Origin of the sequence: Microcoleus sp. PH2017_12_PCY_D_A (assembly GCF_020738565.1) — a bacterium.
Taxonomy (GTDB): domain Bacteria; phylum Cyanobacteriota; class Cyanobacteriia; order Cyanobacteriales; family Microcoleaceae; genus Microcoleus.
Genome location: NZ_JAEQCI010000029.1, coordinates 80,173 through 101,083 on the forward strand (window position 1 = coordinate 80,173; position 20,911 = coordinate 101,083).

Below are 20,911 nucleotides of genomic sequence, written 5' to 3' on the forward strand. Positions count from 1 at the left end.
AATGAAGTTTGTCTGAAAGCGCTAACCCAAGCGTATTGCCTTTTAACCTAATGAGTAATTCATCTGTACTATCTAGATTCGGACTAAAAGACTCGGGCCGTGAGAATCAGTTCCGCAAGTTCCCAACAAACCATAGGTTTCAGCTAAATCCTTGACTAAAGCAGTTTGTTTGGGACTCGGTTTCCAAGGATTGGGATTACCGTAAGCATAGTAAATTTCTACGCCGTCAATGCCGAGACGGGCTGCTTCTGGGATTAGTTTATCTGCGATCGATCGATACCGGCAAGGATGTGCTAGAACCGCTAAACCTCCGGCTTCCTGAATCGCTTCAATTACCCTGGCCGCGGAATAAGAAGCGTAGCCTTCAGTACCTTTACCTCGCAAGTAAGGTGTGAGACTGGGATGTTGCGGATCGAAGGCGTAAGCGAGAATGTGTACGTCGTTGTTGAGCAATTCAGCGTTAATTTCAGCGCCAGTCCAAAGACTCGGCGCTGCGATGTTGCTGTCGCGATTGTTTAATTTCCAATTATCCAGCCAAATTTGAGCTTGAACGTAGCCTTTGGTGCTGTGGTGGTCGGTGATAGCTAAGCCTTTGAGACCACCTGCTATGGCTTGTTCCATCAACTTCTCTGGCTTCAATCGCCCGTCGGAGCAAACTGTGTGCATGTGGAAGTTATAGGAACCCGGACAGCTATCGGCATCAATCGTCTGCAAGACTTGTTTGAGTGCTGAGATATTCTGGGCTTCTGGTTTGAGGCTAGAACTTGTTGAGGGAGCGAGATTGACAGTCATAAGCATTATTATAAAAAAAACTAGCTTTGTTAACTATATCTAATTTTTTCTTTAAATGTTGGGGGCTGCTACAGGCACTGCAAAGCGTTAGTCACATTTTAAACCTGCGGCGGCGGCTGTCGGAAATTCGATCGGCACAAAGGTAAGGCCAAATTGTTCTCTAGCACACGGAACAATGTGCGCTAAGGCTTTAGGAGGGTTTTTCCGATTTCCAGTTGTCGAGTCAAACTCAATTATACCCGTGGCTCCGTCGGCTTTAAAGCCAGGAGATGCTAAGGTTTGTTGCATTCCTTCGCGGCTGGGTTCGGGCTGTATTTCTAAGGCTTTAATCAGGGTTTTAGCGGCGTCGTAGGTTAAAGCCGATCGAGTATTGACCGGGCCTCCCCACAATTTTTCAGCATTAACTGGAAACTTTTTATCAAAACTGATTAACGGATGCCAAAACACGGATACGGCGAGTTTTTCAACAGATTTTAGCTGTTTTACTGCTTTTAAAGTTCTCGGATCGTACAGAGTCCAAGGGCCGACCATCCAATTGCGATTGTTGTTGATTTTAATCATTTCGATCGCATTTTCTCCAGCCTTAGTAACTTGACCGTCTGGAAAGACAGCTAGGGCTGTTATTCCGGCTTTCTCAACTTCTTTGATTGCTGCTTCGGCGTTAAAATCATTTTTAGATAAGTCGTAATTACTGGTTCTAAAAGTAGAACCTCCTTGGGCTTCAAATTGCTTTTTGAATTCTTCCCACAAAGAAGCGCTAAACGGACTGTTGGGATTGTAAAAAACTGCTACTTTTTTTGCACCGACTTTAATCAGTTGATTTACTAAGCCTTCAGCTTCTTTGCTAGTTGTTGGGGCTGTCCGAAAGAAAAATTTCCGAGGTTTGCGCGTTAGTTCTTCTGTTGTGCTTCCCGGAGAAATGGCGATTAGTTTATTTTGATTGTAAATATCTACTGTTTCCACGGTCATGTCGCTGGTGTAGTGTCCGATGACGGCTAAAATATCGGGCTGAGTGACTAGGTAATTTGCCCTTTGCTTTGCGTAGGATTTGATATTGCCGTCATCCGCGATGATGATTCTGAGACCTTTTTTCCTAATAGCTTTTGGTTCGAGAAAGCCTTGACCGGGAAAATCTTTATTGCTGTTATTTGCAACGAGGAGACCTAAATTAACTTCAGTTTGAGCTTGAGCAAGACCTCGCAGCAGTTCTTCGGCTAAATCTGCGTTGACAATGCTACCGTCCTGATTTCTGCGGATGGGAACAACAATTGCGATGGTATAATACTCTGCATTGATTGCTTTGAGCAGGGCATTGTTCATGTAAATTAAAGTTTCTGGGTCTCTGCGGTCTTCTCGCCAGGACTGTTTGAGCAATTTTAAAGCTTCAGAATAATTGGCTTCGGCAAACTCATTGATTCCCCTTTGTTTTGACCAAAGGGCGGAGGTTTGCACTAGAAGTTTTTCGCCAGAACTTACACCATCTGGGGAGGGTGTAGGTAGCGTTTGTGGCTGGGAAATTCTGGGGATTAGCGGGTAAATTTTGGGGATTGAAATTACGATCGCCCCTGCCGCAATTACCGCAACACCTAACAGCAGCCACCGAAAGCGATCTCGCAACACCCGCTCAGGTTTTGGTGACTGAGGCCCTGGGTTAGCTGGCAGGGGCGAGATCGCTTTATGAGGTTTTGTTTCGGGTGGTGGAGGCGATCGCATCGCGTGCAACTCTTCCAAAACCTCAGTCACAGATTGGTAGCGATCTTTAAAGTGGTAGCGAACCATTTTATTAAGAATATTTTTTAGACGATCGCTAACTTGTAAAGTCTGTCGATTGTGCATCGAGTAATCCCAGATAATTTCACAAGTCTTGGGATCTTCCGGGAGATCTCTAGGATGCTGCCCAGTTAGAGCTTGAATGACGATCGCTCCTAGGGCGTAAATATCGTTATAAGGTTGAGCTTTACGCCCGTTGGATTGTTCGGCCGGCATATAACCGCTGGTGCCGATCGCCTGCGATGTGAATATTTTACCTGTAGAGTCAGCCGTCAAAGTGCTGATTTCTTTGACAGCCCCAAAATCAATTAAAACAAGTTTTTTATCTGCTTCGCGCCGAATTAAGTTAGAAGGTGTAATATCGCGGTGAATAATATTTTCTTTATGGACAAACTGTAAAATTTCCAGAATTTCTCGCAACAAGGCGATCGCCTCCTCCTCCATCCACTGTTTACCTGGAGTGAGTTCTTCCTTGAGCTGATTTCCTTTAATGTATTCTTGAACTAAGTAAAAATGGTCATTTTCTTCAAAAAAAGCGAATAATTCGGGAATGCACGGGTGATTGCCGAGACGGTACAAAGCGCTAGCTTCTTTTTCAAATCGCATCCTTGCCTTCTGCAAGACGCGCGGATCGTTCGATGAAGGAAAAGGAATTTCCTTAACAACGCACTCGGGATTTCCGGGTTTGGCTAGATCGTTAGCCCTGTAGGTGATCGCAAACCCTCCCCGTCCCAATTCCTTGATAATTTTGTAGTTTTCGTGGAGGATATGCCCTGACTTGAGACACATATATTTTCCAACACCTGTTGACTGGCTGAGGTCTTTGATGTTGATTATAAGCTTTTTTGTTACCAGATACAGCTTGGCAGTATATCAAATTTATGTGGGTGTATGTCAAAAAAAATATAACTGTCAGCAATTCCTCATTCATTAAGCAATTTTTTTAATTATTTATTTGTAGGTATTTATCTGTAGGGTAGGTGAGTTTGAGAAATATTTCAATTCCTAGTCTGAGATTAGATACTGATGCACTGCCACGATATTAGTCAGGTGCGTCAGTTTGTGATACTATTTTGACAAAAAAATGCTACACAATAAATATTATGTTTGTTTACACTGACCCTGTCGATCGGGTGCGTCGCTGTTAATACCAATTTAAAAAAAGAATGCAACAGTATTCTTCCCCCGCAATACAGCGGGGGGGCTAGGGGGGGTCGAAGAGTGTTGCACGATTTTAAAAAAATGGTACTGACCTCACCTCTGGTAAAATCATCTTTATAAGTTCGTAGTGAGGACTTCAGTCCTCGGATTTTTATGAGGACTGAAGTCCTCACTACGAACCATTTTTACCTTTTTTTATTACATAAAATATGATAATGATTCCTATAAAAAACAAATTCCCAGGCATAAGCTGGGAAGAAAAAATATTACAAATAATGTTGTTTTAATAAATTGAATTTCCCGGGAAGCGGCGATAATTTGGGTGATAATTGAGCAGCGCTGGTAGATTTGAGAGCGGACTGCGGGGCGGGCATTCCGGTTCCGGTGCCGCACCCGATCGCATTTTCCAATCTCAATAAAACACTTGCGTTCATGTTGGATCACCCGTTAAGCTTGAGTGCTGTTGCGAGTCTGGCTTGCCAGATCCAACAGTTGTGCCCAGCGTTTTTGGACTTGTTTGGGGGTGCATTTGAGTGCAGTGCCGATCGCCTTGTCGCATTCTTGATTCCGCTTCATTGCTAACAGTTGTTGTTGTTCGGGCGACAGTTGAGCGCGAAAATCTTCCCATTTGTCTGAAGTCATGCCCAGCTTTTGATCGACATCAGCACCCAGCCATTCGTGGACGAGTTTCCAGTTTTGAGTGCGGGCAAATTTTTCGACGTGGTACTTAAACCGTTGTTGCAGGTAGTCGCGCTGGCGGGAGGACAAACCGAGAACTCGATCGATTTCTGAAGCCGAAAGATCTTGCAATTTTAAAGTCAAGTAGTTCACGCATTCGGGCTGATTTTGAGCTTCCAGATAGGCGATCAATTCGGTGACTACTCGATCGCGCAACACAGCATCAGCCGGATCGACAGTTTCCGAAACCATTTGTTCGCGGACTTGTTGCAGCGCCGGAGAACGGCTGTAGATTTCTGCATCTTCTCCCTTGCCGGATTCTACAGCCATTTCAATGTCGATCGCAGTTTCAGGAGGTTGGCCCTTAGCAAATCCTTGAGCGCGCAGCACGATCAGGCGTTGGCGGTTGCGGCCCGGTAAACCGATTTGGCGCTTGGCGTATTGTTCGGTGAAAGCCATGTACTCAGCCAATTCAATCTGGGTGCGGGGAGTGTAGTTGAGATCCAGTTGGTGTTCGCGGCGGAAAGCCCGTAAAGCTTCGATGTAAAAGCCTTGCAAAAAGTCTTCAATCATGTTGTAGCGAGCTTGGAAGTTCAAGTTCGATCGAAACGAAGCAACATGACGGTAAATCATCGATGCGAGGTGAGAGTGCAGTTGGACGCGGCCTTGTTTGGAACCGAGGCGGTAGAATTCCAGAGTTTTTTGCAACCGGTGCTCGGCCAAGGTGATTTGCCAAGCTTCAACTTCGCCGGAAACTTGGATGCGATCGCTTTTTTGGCAAATCCGTTCGACTTCCTTAGCAATCCGCATCGCCACTGTTTGAGCGCTGCGGCTGGCAGTTTTCATTTCAGCTTCCAATTCTTTGAGCGCGAATTCAGCTAAAGCCAGGACATCGATGCTGGAAACTGTATTGATTTCGGCGGTTTGTTCGGTGGAGGCGGCCGGAATGAAATTGAGGTTAGAAGCGGTGTTGCAGTGAACAGGGGTGGCAGTTTTGACAGTCATGGCGTTTATCTGGTGGTAGCGCACAGCGTGCGAGGACATTTTTCAGGGAGCGAGGCGGCAGTGGCTGGCGGTTTCGCTTGGCACGGCTGATTCAACTCTCTATGTATTGAATATAAGGAAATACAGATAGGCACAGTGATGCGAGTGTTCCACTCTCTCATGCAACAGTTTTTGGCTGCTGTTTCTGATTCTAAGCGCTGGCTGTGGAAGATTGATTTTATTACCCTTAAAGCCTTACTGTACAAGCATTCTGAACTGTATTTCGGGTAGGGCGATCGCGACAAAGATTGACGGTGTTCCGGGGCCGCTGAGTGGACAATTTACCAACTGGCCTTTTGAGGGGGTTTTCGGCGTCGGAGATTGCGGAATTGAGACTCGGCAGAATGTAGCGAACTGCAATGTCTTCAGAACCTACGCTACAGCAGTTGGGAAACCCGGTGAATTTAGAAATTTGCTCTTAGTAAAACGGGCAACGGCTTTTTTTGAACGAACCGCGAAGACGCAAAGGACGCGAAGGAAGATCGGAAAAGTAGGGTGTGCATCGCGCACCGCTTCGCCTGTCTGCCAACAATTCACGCCGATTCTCTTTCCAACACCAAAGTGACTGGGCCGTCATTATCTATAGAGACTTGCATCATGGCTCCAAACGAACCTGTTTCGACTTTTAAGCCGCTGTGGCGCAACTTTTTGACAAATTTCTCATAAAGTTTTTCGGCGGCTTCTGGGGCGGCAGAGCGATGGAACGAAGGGCGCCGACATGAGCGACAGTCGCCGTACAGCGTAAACTGACTGACAACCAGCAACTCGCCGCCGATGTCTTGTACGGACTTGTCCCAGCGCCCGCCGTCGCTGGCTGAATCGGGAAATAAACGCAATTCTAGGCATTTGCGAGCCATCCAGTCGAGTTCTGCTTCGGTGTCTGTGTCCGCAATACCTACAAGCAAGTTGAGTCCGCGGCCAATTTTGCCGACAATTTCACCGTTAACTTCAACTTGAGATGATTTGACTCGCTGGATGATTACTCGCATGGGAAATCAGAAATATTTAAATTAAAAACTCACAAGGAAAAGGTAAACTTCTTTTTTTAACAGTCCTCGACGCATCAATACTATAGAAACCGGGTTTTTTACCAGCATTAAAGGCATTGATACAGTTTTTTGGTAAAAAACCCGGTTTCTGGCCACTCGTGCGTAAGTCCTTTTTAAGAGTAATATCATGTCCCCTTAAAAGACCATAATTAACATTGGTTTGTAGTGAGGACTTTAGTCCGCATTATCAGAGGACTAAAGTCCTCACTACAAACCTTTATATCTTGGTTTTCGCAGCCAAGTCTCTCGGCTTTTTAAAGGTTCAGTTTTTCCCAAAACCTTTGCCGCGATCGGGTGCAGGCATACAGAGACAGTTTTCTATTTGCGATCGCAAAGTCTCGGTATCCAAACCCTGACCGATCAGAACAAGCTGGTTTTTCGGCTCACCTTTCCACTGGTCGTCATCCATTGAAAACCGCTTGCCGCTCAAGTGAAATATATGCCGTTTCGGACTTTCTTCAAACCACATAATCCCTTTCGCACGAAATACGTTTGTAGGCATTTGGTGGTCTAAGAAATATTGAAATTTCCTCAGAGAAAACGGCTTGTCGCTCTGGAAAGAAATTGAGGTAAATCCGTCATTGTCTAAATGACCGGAGTGATCGTGATGGGCGTGATCGTGATGGCTGTGGTCGTGATGGTCGTGATGGTCGTGATGGTCGTGATGGTCGTGATGACCGTGATCGTGATGGTCGTGATGGTCGTGATGACCGTGATCGTGATGGTCGTGACTGCTAGGAGTTTCCTCAGATTGGAAATATTTGTCAGATTCAAACAATCCGACGCTGAGGACTAGAGGTAGGGGAACTTGCGATTTTACCGTTCGCAGAATTCGAGCACCTTGTTTGACATCGCGAATTTTAACTTCCAACAAATCTAAATCTGCTTCTTCAACCAAATCTGTTTTGTTGAGGATAATAATATCGCCATAAGCTATTTGACTGTAGGCTGCTTCTGAGTTGAACAAATCTAAGCTGTAGTTGGCTGCGTCTACTACTGTAACTATCGAATCTAGACGGGTCATATCGCGCAGTTCTGTCCCTAAAAAAGTTAGAGCTACTGGCAGCGGGTCGGCGAGACCGGTGGTTTCGACTACTAGATAATCGAGATTTTCTTGACGTTCTAAAACTTTGTAAACTGCATTAACCAAATCTTCATTAATCGTGCAGCAGATGCAGCCGTTGTTGAGCTCGACCATGTTGTCATCGGTGGTGACAATCAGTTCGTTGTCGATGCCGATTTCACCAAATTCATTGACCAAAACTGCTGTTTTCAAACCTTGCTGGTTGGTCAGGATATGGTTGAGCAGGGTTGTTTTACCACTGCCGAGAAATCCTGTAATGATTGTAACGGGCAATCCGTGTTTGGGAGCGTCCATCGCCGTTTCTGTCTCGGACTGAGTTGTAGATTGCATAGCTTGACTGTCAAATAATGTCGATCGCACTTTTCTTGTGGTTCTTATTGTATCTTATTTAAGCCGAGGCCCCATCAACCCGGTTTCGGGCAGAAATTGTGGGTGGGGCGGCATCGCATCTACGCATCCACCGCAAATTGGCCCCAGAGTACGAAGGCTATTGGCTTACTGCCTGTTTTTCTGGTAAATCCAGCGGCGACAAATTTGGGGCAGACGGACGCAAGTGCGATCGACCAATTCCCCCTGCTCTATCATGGTTTTTACGATCGAGTTGCGTAAAATCTTTATTTTTTAACTATCAATTAAAACAGGGCGGTGGCTCACAACAGCCACCGCCCTCAAGATAGTATTGCACTATTCTTTATCTGTGCTTACCCAGGAAGCAAGACTGCATCGATGATGTGGATGACGCCATTATCAGCAGCAACGTCGGCTGTTGTAACGGTAGAATCATTAATTTTGACGCCGTTGGAAGCATCAATTTTAACTTCAGAACCTTCAACTGTCTTGGCAGATTTCAGCTTGACTACATCAGCAGCCATAACTTTGCCAGAAACGACATGATAAGTCAAGATTTTTGTGAGCTTAGGAATGTCCTTAAGCAGTGCTTCTACAGTACCTGCGGGAAGCTTAGCAAAAGCATCGTCTGTAGGTGCAAAAACTGTGAAAGGGCCGGCGCCTTTGAGAGTATCTACTAAACCAGCAGCTTGCACGGCAGCAACTAGGGTTGTAAAAGAGCCTGCCGAAACGGCGGTATCAACGATGTCAGCCAAGTGAGTCACCTAGGTTTTGTATTCCGTAAATCAATATATAGCACTTCTCAGAAAGATGAGGTACAAGTTTAGATTAAAGAATTGAAGAATTTTAGATTTTAGATTGGGGGATTGGAGGATTGGAGGATTGGGCGATTCGGGGATTTTGTAATTTTGTAATTTTGTAATTGCTAATGAATTGGTGAATACCTCATCCTAAATTTTCCTTTTTTTGGGTCAGTTTTTCTGATATAAATAGCCAAATATCTTTATATAAATAAGTTAGTAAATACCTGTATAAAGGTAGATGAAAAATTCTATGTTTTAGGGTATCTTAAAGTCAAAACAATGCGATCCTAAATACATTAATAAGCCGATCGTCCAGGCGCAGTGTGAAACGTCAATGCAGGGCGATCGACATTTTGACTAACTTGGGATCGCAAATTAAATAACTTACAATTTTAATTGTTCTTGTGGGATGGGCGGGAGAGCCCGTCCAGAAAGAACGGGCTCTCCCGCCCATCCCACAAATATGTGTAAATTATTTAATTCTCATTCCTTGGCAAAACATTCAACTATCGATCTTTGCCAAAAGCTGACAAAAACTTTCTGCCTGGTGAGGCAATTGGTTGTCCAAAAAACTGCGTTACACTTATATAGGTATCTTTACAAAACAACATAAAAGCATGACAGTTGCCTATCCCCGCAAGCTACGCAACGGTATGGGAGCGCGCGAGATTTTAAGTCAAGTGGTGCGCGATCGCGAAATCCACCTGATCACCCTCAACCGCTACCGCTTCAGCGAACAGCGCAGTTGCAAAGACCTCACCGACTTGATCGAACAGCTAGACGGCGAACCGGCCGAACTCGTGCGGGATCTTTCCCGGCATATCTCGGACGAAGCGCGACACGCCATGTGGCTTACCGACTTGCTGGTAGACATCGGCGAGAAGGTAGGAACGCCGCCGGGAGTCTCCTACATTGACGAATTTGAAAGGTTGCTCGACAGCGACCAAAAAGACCCTACCAAAGACCGCGAAGATTTTGTAATTTCTTCCCTAGCGGCGATTAATGTCACCGAGAAGCGGGGATGCGAGTATTTCTCAGCGCACATCCACGCCCTCAAAAATGCTCCCCAAACCGACGAAAACGTCAAAATCCGCGAAACCATCGAAAAGATTTTTCCCGAAGAAGCTGGTCACGTCCGCTGGGGCAACCGCTGGCTGGGTGCAATTGCTGCGAAGAGTCCGGCACACCGCGAGAAGGTGGAACAGGCGAAACGCAAGTATGCGGCGATCGAACAAGCAGCATTTGCATCGGGAATGGATATCATGCTGGGAGCAGAACTGCGTCGCGTCACCCGTCTCGTGGACATTGCTAACACGATGCCCATGTGGGAACGCCCGCAATATCTGATGGAACGCTTGCCGGCAACCTTGCTCGCCCCCGATTTGCAAATGACCAGAGTCGATGTAGCTCAACGGGCCTGGAACCGAGACCCGCAGGCCTTTGTGGAGAAATTTGTGCCGATGTTCCTCAATGGCATGAATAATACCCAGAAGAAGCCGGCCGCGACTAAGCCGAGTCAACAAAGCTAGAGAAACCGGGTTTCTGGAGATTTGGGCTTTGATGCTGAGTCTGGAGGAGAGAAACCCGGTTTCTGGGTTTCTCGGATGCAAAGCGGCCGCGAGAAACCGGGTTTCTGGAGATTTGGGCTTTGATGCTGAGTCTGTGGAGAGAAACCCGGTTTCTGGGTTTCTCGGATGCAACAAAACTAGAGAAACGGGGTTTCTGATACTCTGGGCGAATCCAAGATTTTAAATCTACAATCTCAACCTGTAGGAAGTACACTGATTAGTGGAAAAGTGTCCGTCAAATCACAACCATGACTAACAGCGAGCCGAACCTACAAACAGCTTCCGCAGAAAGCCTATCTAGCGAAAGCGCGATCGCCTCCGAGCAGGTCGAAAAAGCCACAGCAGTGAGCTATGCCGAAGAAATTGAAACTGTGATTGCCAGCATGGCTGTAGACCAAAAAGTGATGGTCGGTCAAAATGAAGCTGGCGGACATCTTTGGAAATTTAAGTACGGCAGCGTTGAAGTGTTCGTGCAACTCACGGGCGAAACCGAAAATGACACTTTGACTGTTTGGGCTTTTGTGCTTCAGTTGCCGGCAAAGAATGAAGCTGAATTAATGCGGAAACTGCTAGAAATGAATTGGCTGGCTACTTTAGAATCTCATTTTGCGATCGTTGACAACCAAGTTGCGGTAGTATCGACTCGGACGATAGCCGAAATCTCCACCGGGGAAATTTCTCGGGTGATTACTATTGTCGCCACCATCGCCGATGACAACGACGACTTACTGCAAGCTGAATTTGGTCAGTAGTTATTAGTTGGTTGTTAGTTGTTCTTTGTTAGTTGTTGATTGTAACAACCAATAACCAATAACTAATAACCAGTAACTAATATGCAGGCCCTGCGATCCAAGAAATAGCGATTCCCAGCCCCAAACCGACGAACACTTGAAAAGGAGTGTGTCCCAGCAACTCTTTCAGGCGAGCCTCATTAAAGTTGTGGTCTTCCTCAAAAAACTCGTCAATAATTTGGTTGAGGATTTGAGCTTGCTTGCCTGCTGCTTGGCGGACTCCAGCAGCGTCGTACATGACAATAATTGCAAAAATGGCTGCGATCGCAAATTCTGGACTTTCCCATCCCATCGTTTGTCCGACTCCCGCAGCCAAAGCGCCCACAAAAGATGAGTGAGAGCTGGGCATTCCGCCAGTTGTTACTAAATACCGCAAATTAAACTTGCGATTTTTGATTAATTCGATCGGCAATTTAATGATTTGAGCCGACAGACAAGCGATCAAAGCAACTATCAGTACATGATTGTTTAAGATGCCGCTGCAAATTTCCTGCATATTCTTTAGTATTTCTAGTTACTGCGGCTGGTAATAAAATCGGCGATCGCCAATAGCGGTTGGGCTTTATTCCCAAACACTGTCAATTGAGCCTTAGCATCAGCAACAAGTTGTTTAGCTTGACGCCTTGACTCCTCAATTCCCCACAAACTAGGATAAGTCACCTTTCCGGCTTGAACATCTTTGCCAGCGGTTTTGCCCAATTCTTCGGCAGTAGCAGTAATATCCAGAATGTCATCAATTATCTGGAAAGCCAGCCCAATATTCTTGGCAAAACGAGACAAACGCTGCAAATCCGCAGCCGACGCGCCAGCCAGAATTGCCCCACAAACCACGCAGGCTTCTAACAGCGCGCCGGTTTTGTGAGCGTGAATGTAGGTCAAAGTTTCTATAGAAACATCTTTCAATCCTTCCGATTCCAGGTCAAGTACCTGACCGCCTACGAGTCCAGGAGCGCCGGACGCGCGCGCCAAATGGGCGATCGTCTGCAACACCTGTTGGGGGGGTACGTTCTGAGTTTGAGTGGCGATAAATTCAAAAGCATAGCTCAACAAACCATCGCCGGCCAAAATGGCGATATCTTCGCCGTAGACTTTGTGGTTTGTCAGTTTGCCGCGCCGGTAGTCATCATTGTCCATTGCGGGCAAATCGTCGTGAATTAGCGACATGGTGTGGATCATTTCCAAAGCGCAAGCTGTGGGCATTGCCATTTGGGAAGTGCCACCGGCGATTTCGCACCCTGCAAGACACAGGATCGGACGAAGCCGTTTGCCCCCTGCTAGCAGTGAGTAGCGCATGGCTTCGTAAATTTTCTCTGGGTAGATGACCTGGATCGCACTGTCGAGAGCTACCTCTATCGCCTTTTTCTGTTCGACTAGGTAAGTAGATAAGTCGAAAGCGGATTCCGGTTGAGACGAATCCATTTCTGTTGCTGCAAATACCATCCCTTGCTCTCTTGTACTGAATGTGACGAAAGGATACTTTGATTTATTCGGGTCGATCGCGCCGACTTTTAGGGGGGCGATCGATCGAAATCTGAGACTCAATTTAATCATTCTACGGGTGTTTTTGCACAGAAACTTATTGCAGTGTGGTGAATGTCAAGGATTTAGTTTTGCTTGAGGGTTGGGATATGAAGTTGTTGACACCGGAACAGATTCGGGCGAGCATCTGCTTTTCTGAGCAGTCAGGAGATGTGCGATCGCTCGCCCTGCTTCACCAAAGTATTTTGTTAAATTTTATTTAGTCGGGCGCTACCGTGGATATAAACTAGCCTAGAGTAAAATCACAAACAAACCACATATGGGACGTGGCCAGGGCTGCGAGAAGGCTCGCCAACCGCCACAGAGCGGCCGTTCGTCAGCAAAAAATAGCAACAATACTCAGTAGAAGCTTACGGTAGATCATGCAACCCTTTAAACTGCCAGAATTTTATATGCCTTGGCCCGCGCGGCTGAACCCAAACCTGGAAGCCGCGCGAGTTCATTCCAAAGCATGGGCCTACGAGATGGGCATACTTGGCTCAAAAGAAGAAGCCCAAGGCCAGCCTATTTGGGACGAACGCAAATTCGATGCCCATGACTACGCCTTGCTTTGCGCTTATACTCATCCAGATACACCAGGTACGGAATTAGATTTAGTAACAGACTGGTATGTGTGGGTATTCTTTTTTGACGATCGTTTCTTGGAAATCTACAAATGCAGTCAAGACATGATTGGTGCGAAAAAACAATTTTTTATCATTTTAGGAGGCCCAATGAATCAGTTTATCATAAGACCGGTAGGGCTTGGCAGCGCGGTTACGCGTGTCAGCCGAGCGGGATGTGACGTCCGCGCGGGTAAGCCATTGCCCAGCCAGATACAACCTCGATTGCAGGACATCAATTTTGGTTGCCCCTGGCCGTTGCGGGAGAGTCCGCACCTCGAATCGGCGCGCGCCCACGCCCTGTCCTGGATGGTGGAACTCAGGCTCGTCAAGGATCCCGAGGCCAACGAGCGGCAGTACCGCGACTGGAAGCTCGCGGAGTGCGCCGCCTGGTTCTATCCGGATGGCACCGCCGACGGCGTGGCCCTCGTGGCCGATCTGATGGGATGGTACTTCGCCCCGTTCGACGATCAGTTCGATGGCGAGCTCGGCCGGGCTCCGAGCGTCTCCGCCAAGGCGATCGGTAATCTGATCGAGATCTTGGATCTGCCCGAAGGCTCAGTGACGCGGGCCTCGTACCCGGTCGCGCTGGCCTTCGCCGACATCTGGCAGCGCAGCAGCCGGCACATGTCGCCCGCGTGGAGGCAGCGCGCGGCCTACCACTGGAAGCAATACCTGATCGGCCAGCTCGGAGAGGTCGTCAACCGCGCCCACGAGCGCAGGCCGGACGCGGAGAGCCACCTCCGGCAGCGCGTCGCGACCACCTCGAGCCCCGTGCTGTGCGATCTGATCGAGTCAGTCGCCGGATTCGAGCTGCCGTCCGAGGCCTGGCACATGCCCGTGATGTATGAGCTCCGGCAGCTCGCGGCCGAGATCGTCAGCATCACGAACGACCTGGTGTCCGCGGAGAAAGAGGAAGCGGCCGGCGACACCGACAACAACCTGCTCCTGATCCTCGAGAACCAGGAGGGGTATTCTCGGCTGGAGGCGATCGAGAAGCTCCGGCAGATGACCCACACGCGCTTCGAGCGCTTCCTCCGCCTGGAGCAACAGGTCCCCGACATCGACGACGTCCTCGACGACGCGGGCCGGGTCGTCCTCCGGCGCTACCTCCAAGGTCTGCACGATCTGGTGGCCGGGGACAACGAGTGGGAGCACACATCCGGTCGCTACGTCGTCGATCGACCGGCGCCCGCGATCCCGGGCATTACCCTATCCGAAGGCATTGGGGGAGCCGGTCTCACCGGGCTAGGGACTTCGGCGGCACGGATTGGAAGACCATGTATACCGATCGAGAATGCTGAGTCAATTATTTCCCCCAAAAAGTTGGTTGGTGTCCTCAATGGGCTAGGTACTTCGGCGGCAAACATTGGAATGCCATCTATACCTGAGACTGATCGGGAGAGCATTCAGTCAATGCCGATCGTCGAGAATGCTGAGTCAATTATTTCCCCAAAACAGTTGTTTGGTATCCTCAATGGGCTAGGTACTTCGGCGACACAGATCAGCTCGTTGGTCGGTTCGGACAATCCTGTTGCAAATAATCGGTAAATTTCAATCGAATTGTATCTTTTTGTCAAAGATACAATTCGATTGTCTATTTTTACAAGACAATCTGTCTTGTTGACTTCGGTTTTTGTCGCTCGCCATTCGGTCAAGTAAAACCAAGTTGTTTTTTGAGTAACTAGAAAGTGAAGAATTAGTTTATGACCTATTCCAATGATTCGGGTTCAGATGTTGAGAATCAGCAGCCTCAGTTGAGTTTAAGTACAGCAGCGGCCCGTAATTTGGCGACGACCACCAAATCTGTACCGCAGATGCAGGAAATTACCTCGCGGTGGTTGTTGAAACTCTTGCCGTGGGTGCAAACAAAGGGTGGTGTATATCGAGTTAACCGTCGTTTAAGTTATACCGTAGGTGATGGGAGAATTACTTTCACAAATACTGGCGCAACTGTACAAGTAATTCCCCAAGAACTTACTGAGTTGCCATTGCTGAGAGGGTTTGAGGACACGGAAGTTTTAACTGCGTTGGCGAAGCAGTTTGTGCAGGAAGAGTACGCCGCCGGGGACACGATCGTTGAAATAGGTCAAGCAGCCGATCGAGTATTATTGATCGCCCGTGGTAAAGTTAACAAGATTGGTCTTGGCAAGTATGACGAGCAGGTTGTTTTAGATGTACTCGCTGATGGCGATCGTTTCGGCGATGAGTCTCTGGTAGAGTCTCAAGACACCTGGCAGTATACCCTCAAAGCTCTTACCAGATGTATTGTATTAGCATTACCTCAACAGGCGTTTGAGCAAATCCTTAACCAGTCCGAAGCTTTACAAACTCAGGTTGATAAGTTCCGTTCCCTCCTGTGCCAGCCACAAACTACAGAAGGTGAAGCTGCTATTAATGTATCTGCGGGTCATCGCGGCGAGACTGAGTTACCTGGTACTTTCGTAGATTACGACCTTTCACCCCGCCAATATGATTTGAGCATTGCCCAAACCGTGTTGCGGATCAGTACCCGCGTTGCGGATCTGTACAATGAACCGATGAATCAGACCGAGCAACAATTGCGTCTGACTGTTGAGGCATTACGGGAACGTCAAGAACACGAAATGATCAACAACCCCGAATTTGGGTTGCTGCATAACGCTGACCTCAAACAACGCATCTACAGCAGCAGTGGCGCACCTACGCCGGACGACATGGACGAATTGCTGGCTACGGTATGGAAAGACCCAGGATTCTTCCTGGCTCATCCCCGCACGATCGCTGCCTTTGCTCGCGAGTGCAATCGCATAGGGATCTATCCACAAAGCATTGACATGGGCGGCCAACAAGTTCCGGCTTGGCGTGGTGTACCGATCTTTCCCTGCAACAAGATCCCCATCACAAATACCCGCACCAGTTCTATCCTCTTACTCCGCACAGGTCTTGAAAAACAAGGCGTTATCGGTTTACATCAAACTGGTATCCCTGACGAATATCAACCTAGCTTGTCTGTCCGCTTCATGGGCATCAGCGAAAAGGCAATTATGTCTTATCTCATCACAGCTTACTACTCCGCAGCCGTCCTAGTACCTGACGCCCTCGGCATCCTCGAAGATGTAGAAGTCGGTCGTTAATTAGACCTCGACCATATTTATTGTGGAACAGGCATCCTGCCTGTTCAAAACTTGCTTATTTGGAGAGGTCTATTGGTGCTGAGAGGTTAAGGTAAATGATTTTTGTCGATCGGTAATTACGCTCTCTTTTAAGCGTTAAATACAGTAATTATTGACAAAAAAATCGCCTTAAGCTCTCATATCATGTCCGGTCGATTACCATAAAAAACCGTTTGTAGTGCGGACTTAAGTCCGCTCGCTTGTTGCGGACTTAAGTCCGCACTACGAACCAATTTTATAGTGGTCGATAGACCGGACATGACGATATCACCTATTAGAGCGGGTATTTTTGTTAGTAAGTAAAGGATGAGGTAATGACATATTCTAATGATTCGAGTTTGGAAGTTGAAGGTCAGCAACCTCAACTGAGTTTAGGTACAGCCGCAGCCCGTAATTTGGCGACGACAACCAAATCTGCACCGCAAATGCAGGAAATTACCTCGCGGTGGTTGTTGAAGATGTTGCCGTGGGTGCAGATCAAAGGTGGTACTTATCGGGTGAACCGTCGGTTGACCTATACCGTAGGTGATGGGAGAGTTACTTTCACCAATACAGGCGCGACTGTGCAGGTAATTCCTCAAAAACTTTGTGAATTGCCCTTGCTGCGAGGGTTTGATGATATTGAAGTGTTGACCGCTTTGGCCAATCGGTTTGTACAACAGGAGTTCGCACCCGATGACATCATAGTGCAGTCAGGTCAGCGGGCCGATCGGCTTTTCCTAATTGCTCATGGTAAAGTTAATAAATTTGGTATTGCCAAATACGAAGAAGAACCTTTATTGGGCGCGTTAGCCGATGGCGATCGTTTTGGCGATGAGGTTTTAGTCGCGTCTCAAAGCAGTTGGAAGTTTACCGTTAAGGCCCTCACCCGATGCACTGTATTAGCGCTACCACAACAGGCGTTTCGGGAAGTGCTTAACCAGTCGGCCGCTTTGCAGGCTCATATCGATCGAGTCATAACTCGCGCACAATTACCGCAGAATAAGCAGGGTGAAGCCGCCATTGCTTTATCTTCGGGACATACTGGAGAAACTCAATTACCAGGGACTTTCGTTGACTACGAACTCTCCCCCCGCGAATATCAGTTAAGTATTGCCCAAACTGTGTTAAGGATAAATACTCGCGTTGCTGATTTGTATAATGAACCGATGAATCAGATGGAACAACAATTGCGGCTGACTGTTGAGGCATTGCGGGAACGTCAAGAATATGAGTTGATCAACAACCGTGAATTTGGTTTACTGCACAATGCTGACCTTAAACAGCGTCTTCACCCCCGCAGCGGCCCTCCCACACCTGATGACCTCGATGAACTGCTTACCCGCCGTAGAAAGTCTAAGTTCTTCCTAGCCCATCCCCGCACTATTGCAGCCTTCGGCCGGCAGTGTAACCGCTTGGGCATCTATCCACAAAACATCGACATGGACGGAAGTAAAGTTATTGCGTGGCGCGGTGTACCTATTCTTCCTTGTAATAAGATACCCATCACCAAGAACCAAACCAGTTCTATCCTTGTGATGCGTACTGGTGAGGAAGATGGGGGCGCGATCGGTTTACAGCCAACGGGGATACCTGACGAATACCAACCAGGTCTATCTGTTAGATTTATGGGTATTAGTGAAAAGGCCATTATGTCCTACCTTGTTACTGCATATTACTCCGCAGCCGTGCTAGTACCTGACGCGCTTGGTATCGTTGAAGATGTTGAAATCGGGCGCTAGGAGGGATTCCGGTTGGGATTAATCGATGAGTGATTAAGGTCGATCGCGCCGACTTTTACCGTGGCCGATCGATCGGTACGCCTCTAATCGCTAATATTGAAGACTTGATAAGTCTCTGGCTGTCTCCAAAAACCGTAGCACCGCCTCTGTGGGATGACTCAGCCAAATCAGAGAAATGGAGACGATCGGACTTGGTTCTTGTAACTCTTTGTAAACAACCCCGCTGCGCTGGAAATTTTGCATCGATGCGGGGACGATCGCCACCCCCATGGAGGCTGCTACCAAGCTGATAATTGTCTGCATTTGAATCGCTTCTTGACCGCAGATCGGGCTAAAACCGGCTTGCTGACACAGACTGACGATCGGATCGTACAATCCTGGAGCGAGGGAACGGGGAAATAAGATGAACGGTTCGGCAGAAAGTTCGCGCAATTCCACAACAGCGCGTGAATCTGCCTTAGGATGCGTTTCTGGCAGCGCCACGATCAGAGGTTCTCGAAAAACGATTTCGGAATTTATGCCATCTTCCTCGATCGGCGGACGCACGAAGCCGATATCAATGCGCCCTTCCCGCAGCCGCTGCAACTGTTCGTTGGTTGTGAGTTCGTGCAGTTCGAGTTTGACGGCGGGAAACCGAGTGCGAAACGCCTGCAAGATGGCTGGAACTACATTGTGTGCAGCGGAGCTCACAAAGCCTACAGTGAGTTGGCCGAGTTCGCCGCGACTTGTCTGTTTGCCGAGTAGAATGGCGCGATCGACTTGCTGCAAAATTTTCTGTGATTCCTCAAAAAAAACCTGTCCCGCTTCCGTGAGCACAACAGTCCGCTTCGTGCGGCGAAACAGTTGAAAGCCCAATTCCGCCTCCAAATGCTGAATTTGTTGGCTTAGCGGAGGTTGAGCCATGTGCAGTCTTTCCGCTGCGCGAGTGAAATTCAGTTCCTGTGCAACGGCAATAAAGTAACGCAAATGTCGCAGTTCCATAGCTTCCCAATCATTAATATTTTAAAAGTATAAGTTGTTAGTTGAAAAGATATTGGACATTAATGATGGTATTTAATACAGTGATTAATAGTCGAAGTTGAGATTTAAATAATGGCTAATTTGGATACAAAAATTAGAGAAGCCGAACTTGCAGACTTGGAACTAATTCTGACTTTTATCGCGCAAAAAAGCGAATTCGATGGAGCGAAAGATTTGTTGGCAGCAACCGCAGATCAATTGCAGCAAGCTTTATTTAGTCAACCTCCGCTAGTGCGGGTAGTATTGGCTGAAGTTGCAGGCACTGCTGTAGGATTTGCGATGTTTTATGCTACCTATTCAAGTTTGTTGACCCAGCCTTGTCTGTGGCTTGATGATTTATTTGTGCAAGCTCCCCTGCGCGGTATGGGAGTCGGTACAGCTTTGTTGAAACATTTGGCACAAATTGCTGAATCCACAAATTGCGGGCGAATTGAATGGACTGTTAATGCTAAAAATTCAGCGGGAGTTGCTTTTTATGAGAAGCAGGGAGCGCGGATTTTGGAAAATATTAGGGTTTGTCGGATGGATGCAAGTACGATCGCCCAACTCGCTAATACATAATTTGATTGGTTTTGTGAAAAAGATTTTTTTTCCCGCAGAGAACACAGAGAACACAGAGAAAGAGAAGACAGAGAAGGCAGATTTAGGGTAATTATCATGTCACAACAATCTTGGAACACAGCTCTTTACGAAGAGCAGCACGCTTTTGTTTGGCAATATGGCGAATCGCTGTTAAAATTACTTGCTCCGAAGGCTGGAGAGCGCATTGTAGATTTAGGTTGCGGTACGGGACAGTTAACTGCAAAGATTGCTGAAAGTGGTGCTTTTGTGCAAGGTATTGATTCTTCTTTGGCTATGATTTCTACTGCTAAATCTAATTATATTGATATTAATTTTGCGGTGGCGGATGGCAGGAATTTTCACGTGGAAGAGCCGTTAGATGCTGTGTTTTCTAATGCGGTTTTGCACTGGATTAAAGAGCCGGATGCTGTAATTAATTGCGTGGAAAAAGCGCTGAAGCCGGGAGGGCGTTTTGTGGCTGAATTTGGCGGTAAGGGGAATGTGGGGGCGATCGCCCGCGCGCTTTTGAGCGTTTTGTCGGAATTTGGCTTGAAGGAGCCTGAATCGCTTAATCCTTGGTATTTTCCGAGTATTGGTGAGTATGCTCTGCTGCTGGAAAACCACGGTTTTGATGTGGGTTATGCGGTTTTGTTCGATCGCCCGACTCCTCTAGAAGGCGGTAGCGCTGGTATGGTAAATTGGATTGAGATGTTTGCAGGCGGGTTTTTGTCGGGTTTGTCACCGTTCGTGCGATCGGGCGCAATCGATCGAGTTGAAGAATGTTTGCGTCCCGCCCTTTACCGCGATGGTAATTGGAGTGCAGATTATCGCCGAATTCGCGTTGTTGCTGTCAAGAAATAGACCAGATTCCCCAAATAGCTAGGAAGGACGCTGCTCAAAGCCCATCCCACAACTTTTTATTCTTGTGGGATGGGCTTTGAGCAGCGTCCCAAAAATTGATTAAAAACTTTTGCAATCTTGTCTAATAGTCGGCGTAGGCGGCAGAATTAGCCTGTATGGTAGCGAATTATATTCGTCCGTCATTTGTGGTTTCATTCATCGAATTTGGTATTAAATAAATCGCATAACCTCTATATGTAGTAGTAGTAGGGTGCGCAGTGCGCACCTTACCTGAATAAATCGCATAACCTCTATATGTAGGGTGCGCAGTGCGCAGCTTACCTGAATAAATCACATAACCTCTATATGTAGGGTGCGCAGTGCG

Annotated in this window: 19 protein-coding genes; 9 read left to right on the plus strand and 10 right to left on the minus strand. The window is 47.5% G+C overall.

Annotated features, from left to right (window positions below):
* Positions 1–72: 72 nt before the first annotated feature.
* The 6 genes from JGK39_RS08710 to JGK39_RS08735 form a co-directional block, all read right to left on the minus strand.
* Positions 73–792: a PHP domain-containing protein gene (locus JGK39_RS08710; RefSeq protein WP_293250796.1), complete on the minus strand. Its 720-nt coding sequence runs from the start codon at positions 790–792 to the stop codon at positions 73–75.
* 87 nt (positions 793–879) lie between these two features.
* A complete protein-coding gene (locus JGK39_RS08715) occupies positions 880–3,351 on the minus strand; it encodes a bifunctional serine/threonine-protein kinase/ABC transporter substrate-binding protein (RefSeq protein WP_293250798.1) in 2,472 nt (823 codons plus the stop codon).
* A gap of 638 nt (positions 3,352–3,989) precedes the next feature.
* Entirely contained in the window at positions 3,990–4,157 is a 168-nt protein-coding gene (locus tag JGK39_RS08720) for a hypothetical protein (protein WP_293229160.1), read from the minus strand.
* Between the two features lie 13 nt (positions 4,158–4,170).
* Entirely contained in the window at positions 4,171–5,406 is a 1,236-nt protein-coding gene (locus tag JGK39_RS08725) for a HetZ-related protein (RefSeq protein ID WP_293296006.1), read from the minus strand.
* A 572-nt stretch (positions 5,407–5,978) separates the two neighbouring features.
* Entirely contained in the window at positions 5,979–6,434 is a 456-nt protein-coding gene (gene dtd, locus JGK39_RS08730) for a D-aminoacyl-tRNA deacylase (RefSeq protein ID WP_293250804.1), read from the minus strand.
* Between the two features lie 322 nt (positions 6,435–6,756).
* Complete coding sequence (locus tag JGK39_RS08735; RefSeq protein WP_293250806.1) at positions 6,757–7,908, minus strand: GTP-binding protein; 1,152 nt, start codon at positions 7,906–7,908, stop codon at positions 6,757–6,759.
* 102 nt (positions 7,909–8,010) lie between these two features.
* On the opposite strand from JGK39_RS08735, the gene JGK39_RS08740 reads away from it, so the two are divergent.
* On the plus strand, positions 8,011–8,187 hold the full coding sequence (locus tag JGK39_RS08740; RefSeq protein ID WP_293250808.1) for a hypothetical protein: 177 nt from the start codon (positions 8,011–8,013) through the stop codon (positions 8,185–8,187).
* 92 nt (positions 8,188–8,279) lie between these two features.
* Here the strand turns inward: JGK39_RS08740 and JGK39_RS08745 are convergent, their stop codons facing one another.
* A complete protein-coding gene (locus JGK39_RS08745; protein WP_293250939.1) occupies positions 8,280–8,681 on the minus strand; it encodes a fasciclin domain-containing protein in 402 nt (133 codons plus the stop codon).
* 665 nt (positions 8,682–9,346) lie between these two features.
* Here JGK39_RS08745 and JGK39_RS08750 point away from each other — a divergent pair.
* Positions 9,347–10,258 carry a ferritin-like domain-containing protein gene (locus JGK39_RS08750; RefSeq protein WP_293250810.1) on the plus strand — a complete coding sequence of 304 codons (912 nt, stop codon included), beginning with the start codon at positions 9,347–9,349 and terminating at the stop codon, positions 10,256–10,258.
* Positions 10,259–10,545: 287 nt separating this feature from the next.
* Positions 10,546–11,049: a YbjN domain-containing protein gene (locus JGK39_RS08755; RefSeq protein ID WP_293250812.1), complete on the plus strand. Its 504-nt coding sequence runs from the start codon at positions 10,546–10,548 to the stop codon at positions 11,047–11,049.
* Positions 11,050–11,125: 76 nt separating this feature from the next.
* Here the strand turns inward: JGK39_RS08755 and JGK39_RS08760 are convergent, their stop codons facing one another.
* On the minus strand, positions 11,126–11,584 hold the full coding sequence (locus tag JGK39_RS08760; RefSeq protein ID WP_293250814.1) for a divergent PAP2 family protein: 459 nt from the start codon (positions 11,582–11,584) through the stop codon (positions 11,126–11,128).
* A 14-nt stretch (positions 11,585–11,598) separates the two neighbouring features.
* A complete protein-coding gene (crtE, locus tag JGK39_RS08765) occupies positions 11,599–12,528 on the minus strand; it encodes a geranylgeranyl diphosphate synthase CrtE (protein ID WP_293250942.1) in 930 nt (309 codons plus the stop codon).
* A 146-nt stretch (positions 12,529–12,674) separates the two neighbouring features.
* Here crtE and JGK39_RS08770 point away from each other — a divergent pair, with 146 nt between their 5' ends.
* The 4 genes from JGK39_RS08770 (at position 12,675) to JGK39_RS08785 (ending at position 18,105) form a co-directional block, all read left to right on the plus strand.
* Positions 12,675–12,830, plus strand: coding sequence for a hypothetical protein (locus JGK39_RS08770; RefSeq protein ID WP_293250816.1), 156 nt, complete (start codon positions 12,675–12,677; stop codon positions 12,828–12,830).
* A gap of 159 nt (positions 12,831–12,989) precedes the next feature.
* The gene (locus tag JGK39_RS08775) at positions 12,990–14,780 is read left to right on the plus strand and encodes a hypothetical protein (protein WP_293302347.1); all 1,791 of its coding nucleotides are present in this window, start codon (positions 12,990–12,992) and stop codon (positions 14,778–14,780) included.
* A gap of 155 nt (positions 14,781–14,935) precedes the next feature.
* On the plus strand, positions 14,936–16,345 hold the full coding sequence (locus tag JGK39_RS08780) for a family 2B encapsulin nanocompartment shell protein (RefSeq protein ID WP_293250820.1): 1,410 nt from the start codon (positions 14,936–14,938) through the stop codon (positions 16,343–16,345).
* A 353-nt stretch (positions 16,346–16,698) separates the two neighbouring features.
* Complete coding sequence (locus JGK39_RS08785; protein WP_293250822.1) at positions 16,699–18,105, plus strand: family 2B encapsulin nanocompartment shell protein; 1,407 nt, start codon at positions 16,699–16,701, stop codon at positions 18,103–18,105.
* Between the two features lie 90 nt (positions 18,106–18,195).
* Here the strand turns inward: JGK39_RS08785 and JGK39_RS08790 are convergent, their stop codons facing one another.
* Entirely contained in the window at positions 18,196–19,086 is an 891-nt protein-coding gene (locus tag JGK39_RS08790) for a LysR family transcriptional regulator (RefSeq protein ID WP_293250824.1), read from the minus strand.
* Between the two features lie 111 nt (positions 19,087–19,197).
* On the opposite strand from JGK39_RS08790, the gene JGK39_RS08795 reads away from it, so the two are divergent.
* Together JGK39_RS08795 and JGK39_RS08800 are read left to right on the plus strand one after the other, a co-directional pair.
* Positions 19,198–19,686: a GNAT family N-acetyltransferase gene (locus JGK39_RS08795; protein WP_293250826.1), complete on the plus strand. Its 489-nt coding sequence runs from the start codon at positions 19,198–19,200 to the stop codon at positions 19,684–19,686.
* Positions 19,687–19,782: 96 nt separating this feature from the next.
* A complete protein-coding gene (locus JGK39_RS08800; protein WP_293250828.1) occupies positions 19,783–20,547 on the plus strand; it encodes a methyltransferase domain-containing protein in 765 nt (254 codons plus the stop codon).
* Positions 20,548–20,911 lie beyond the last annotated feature (364 nt).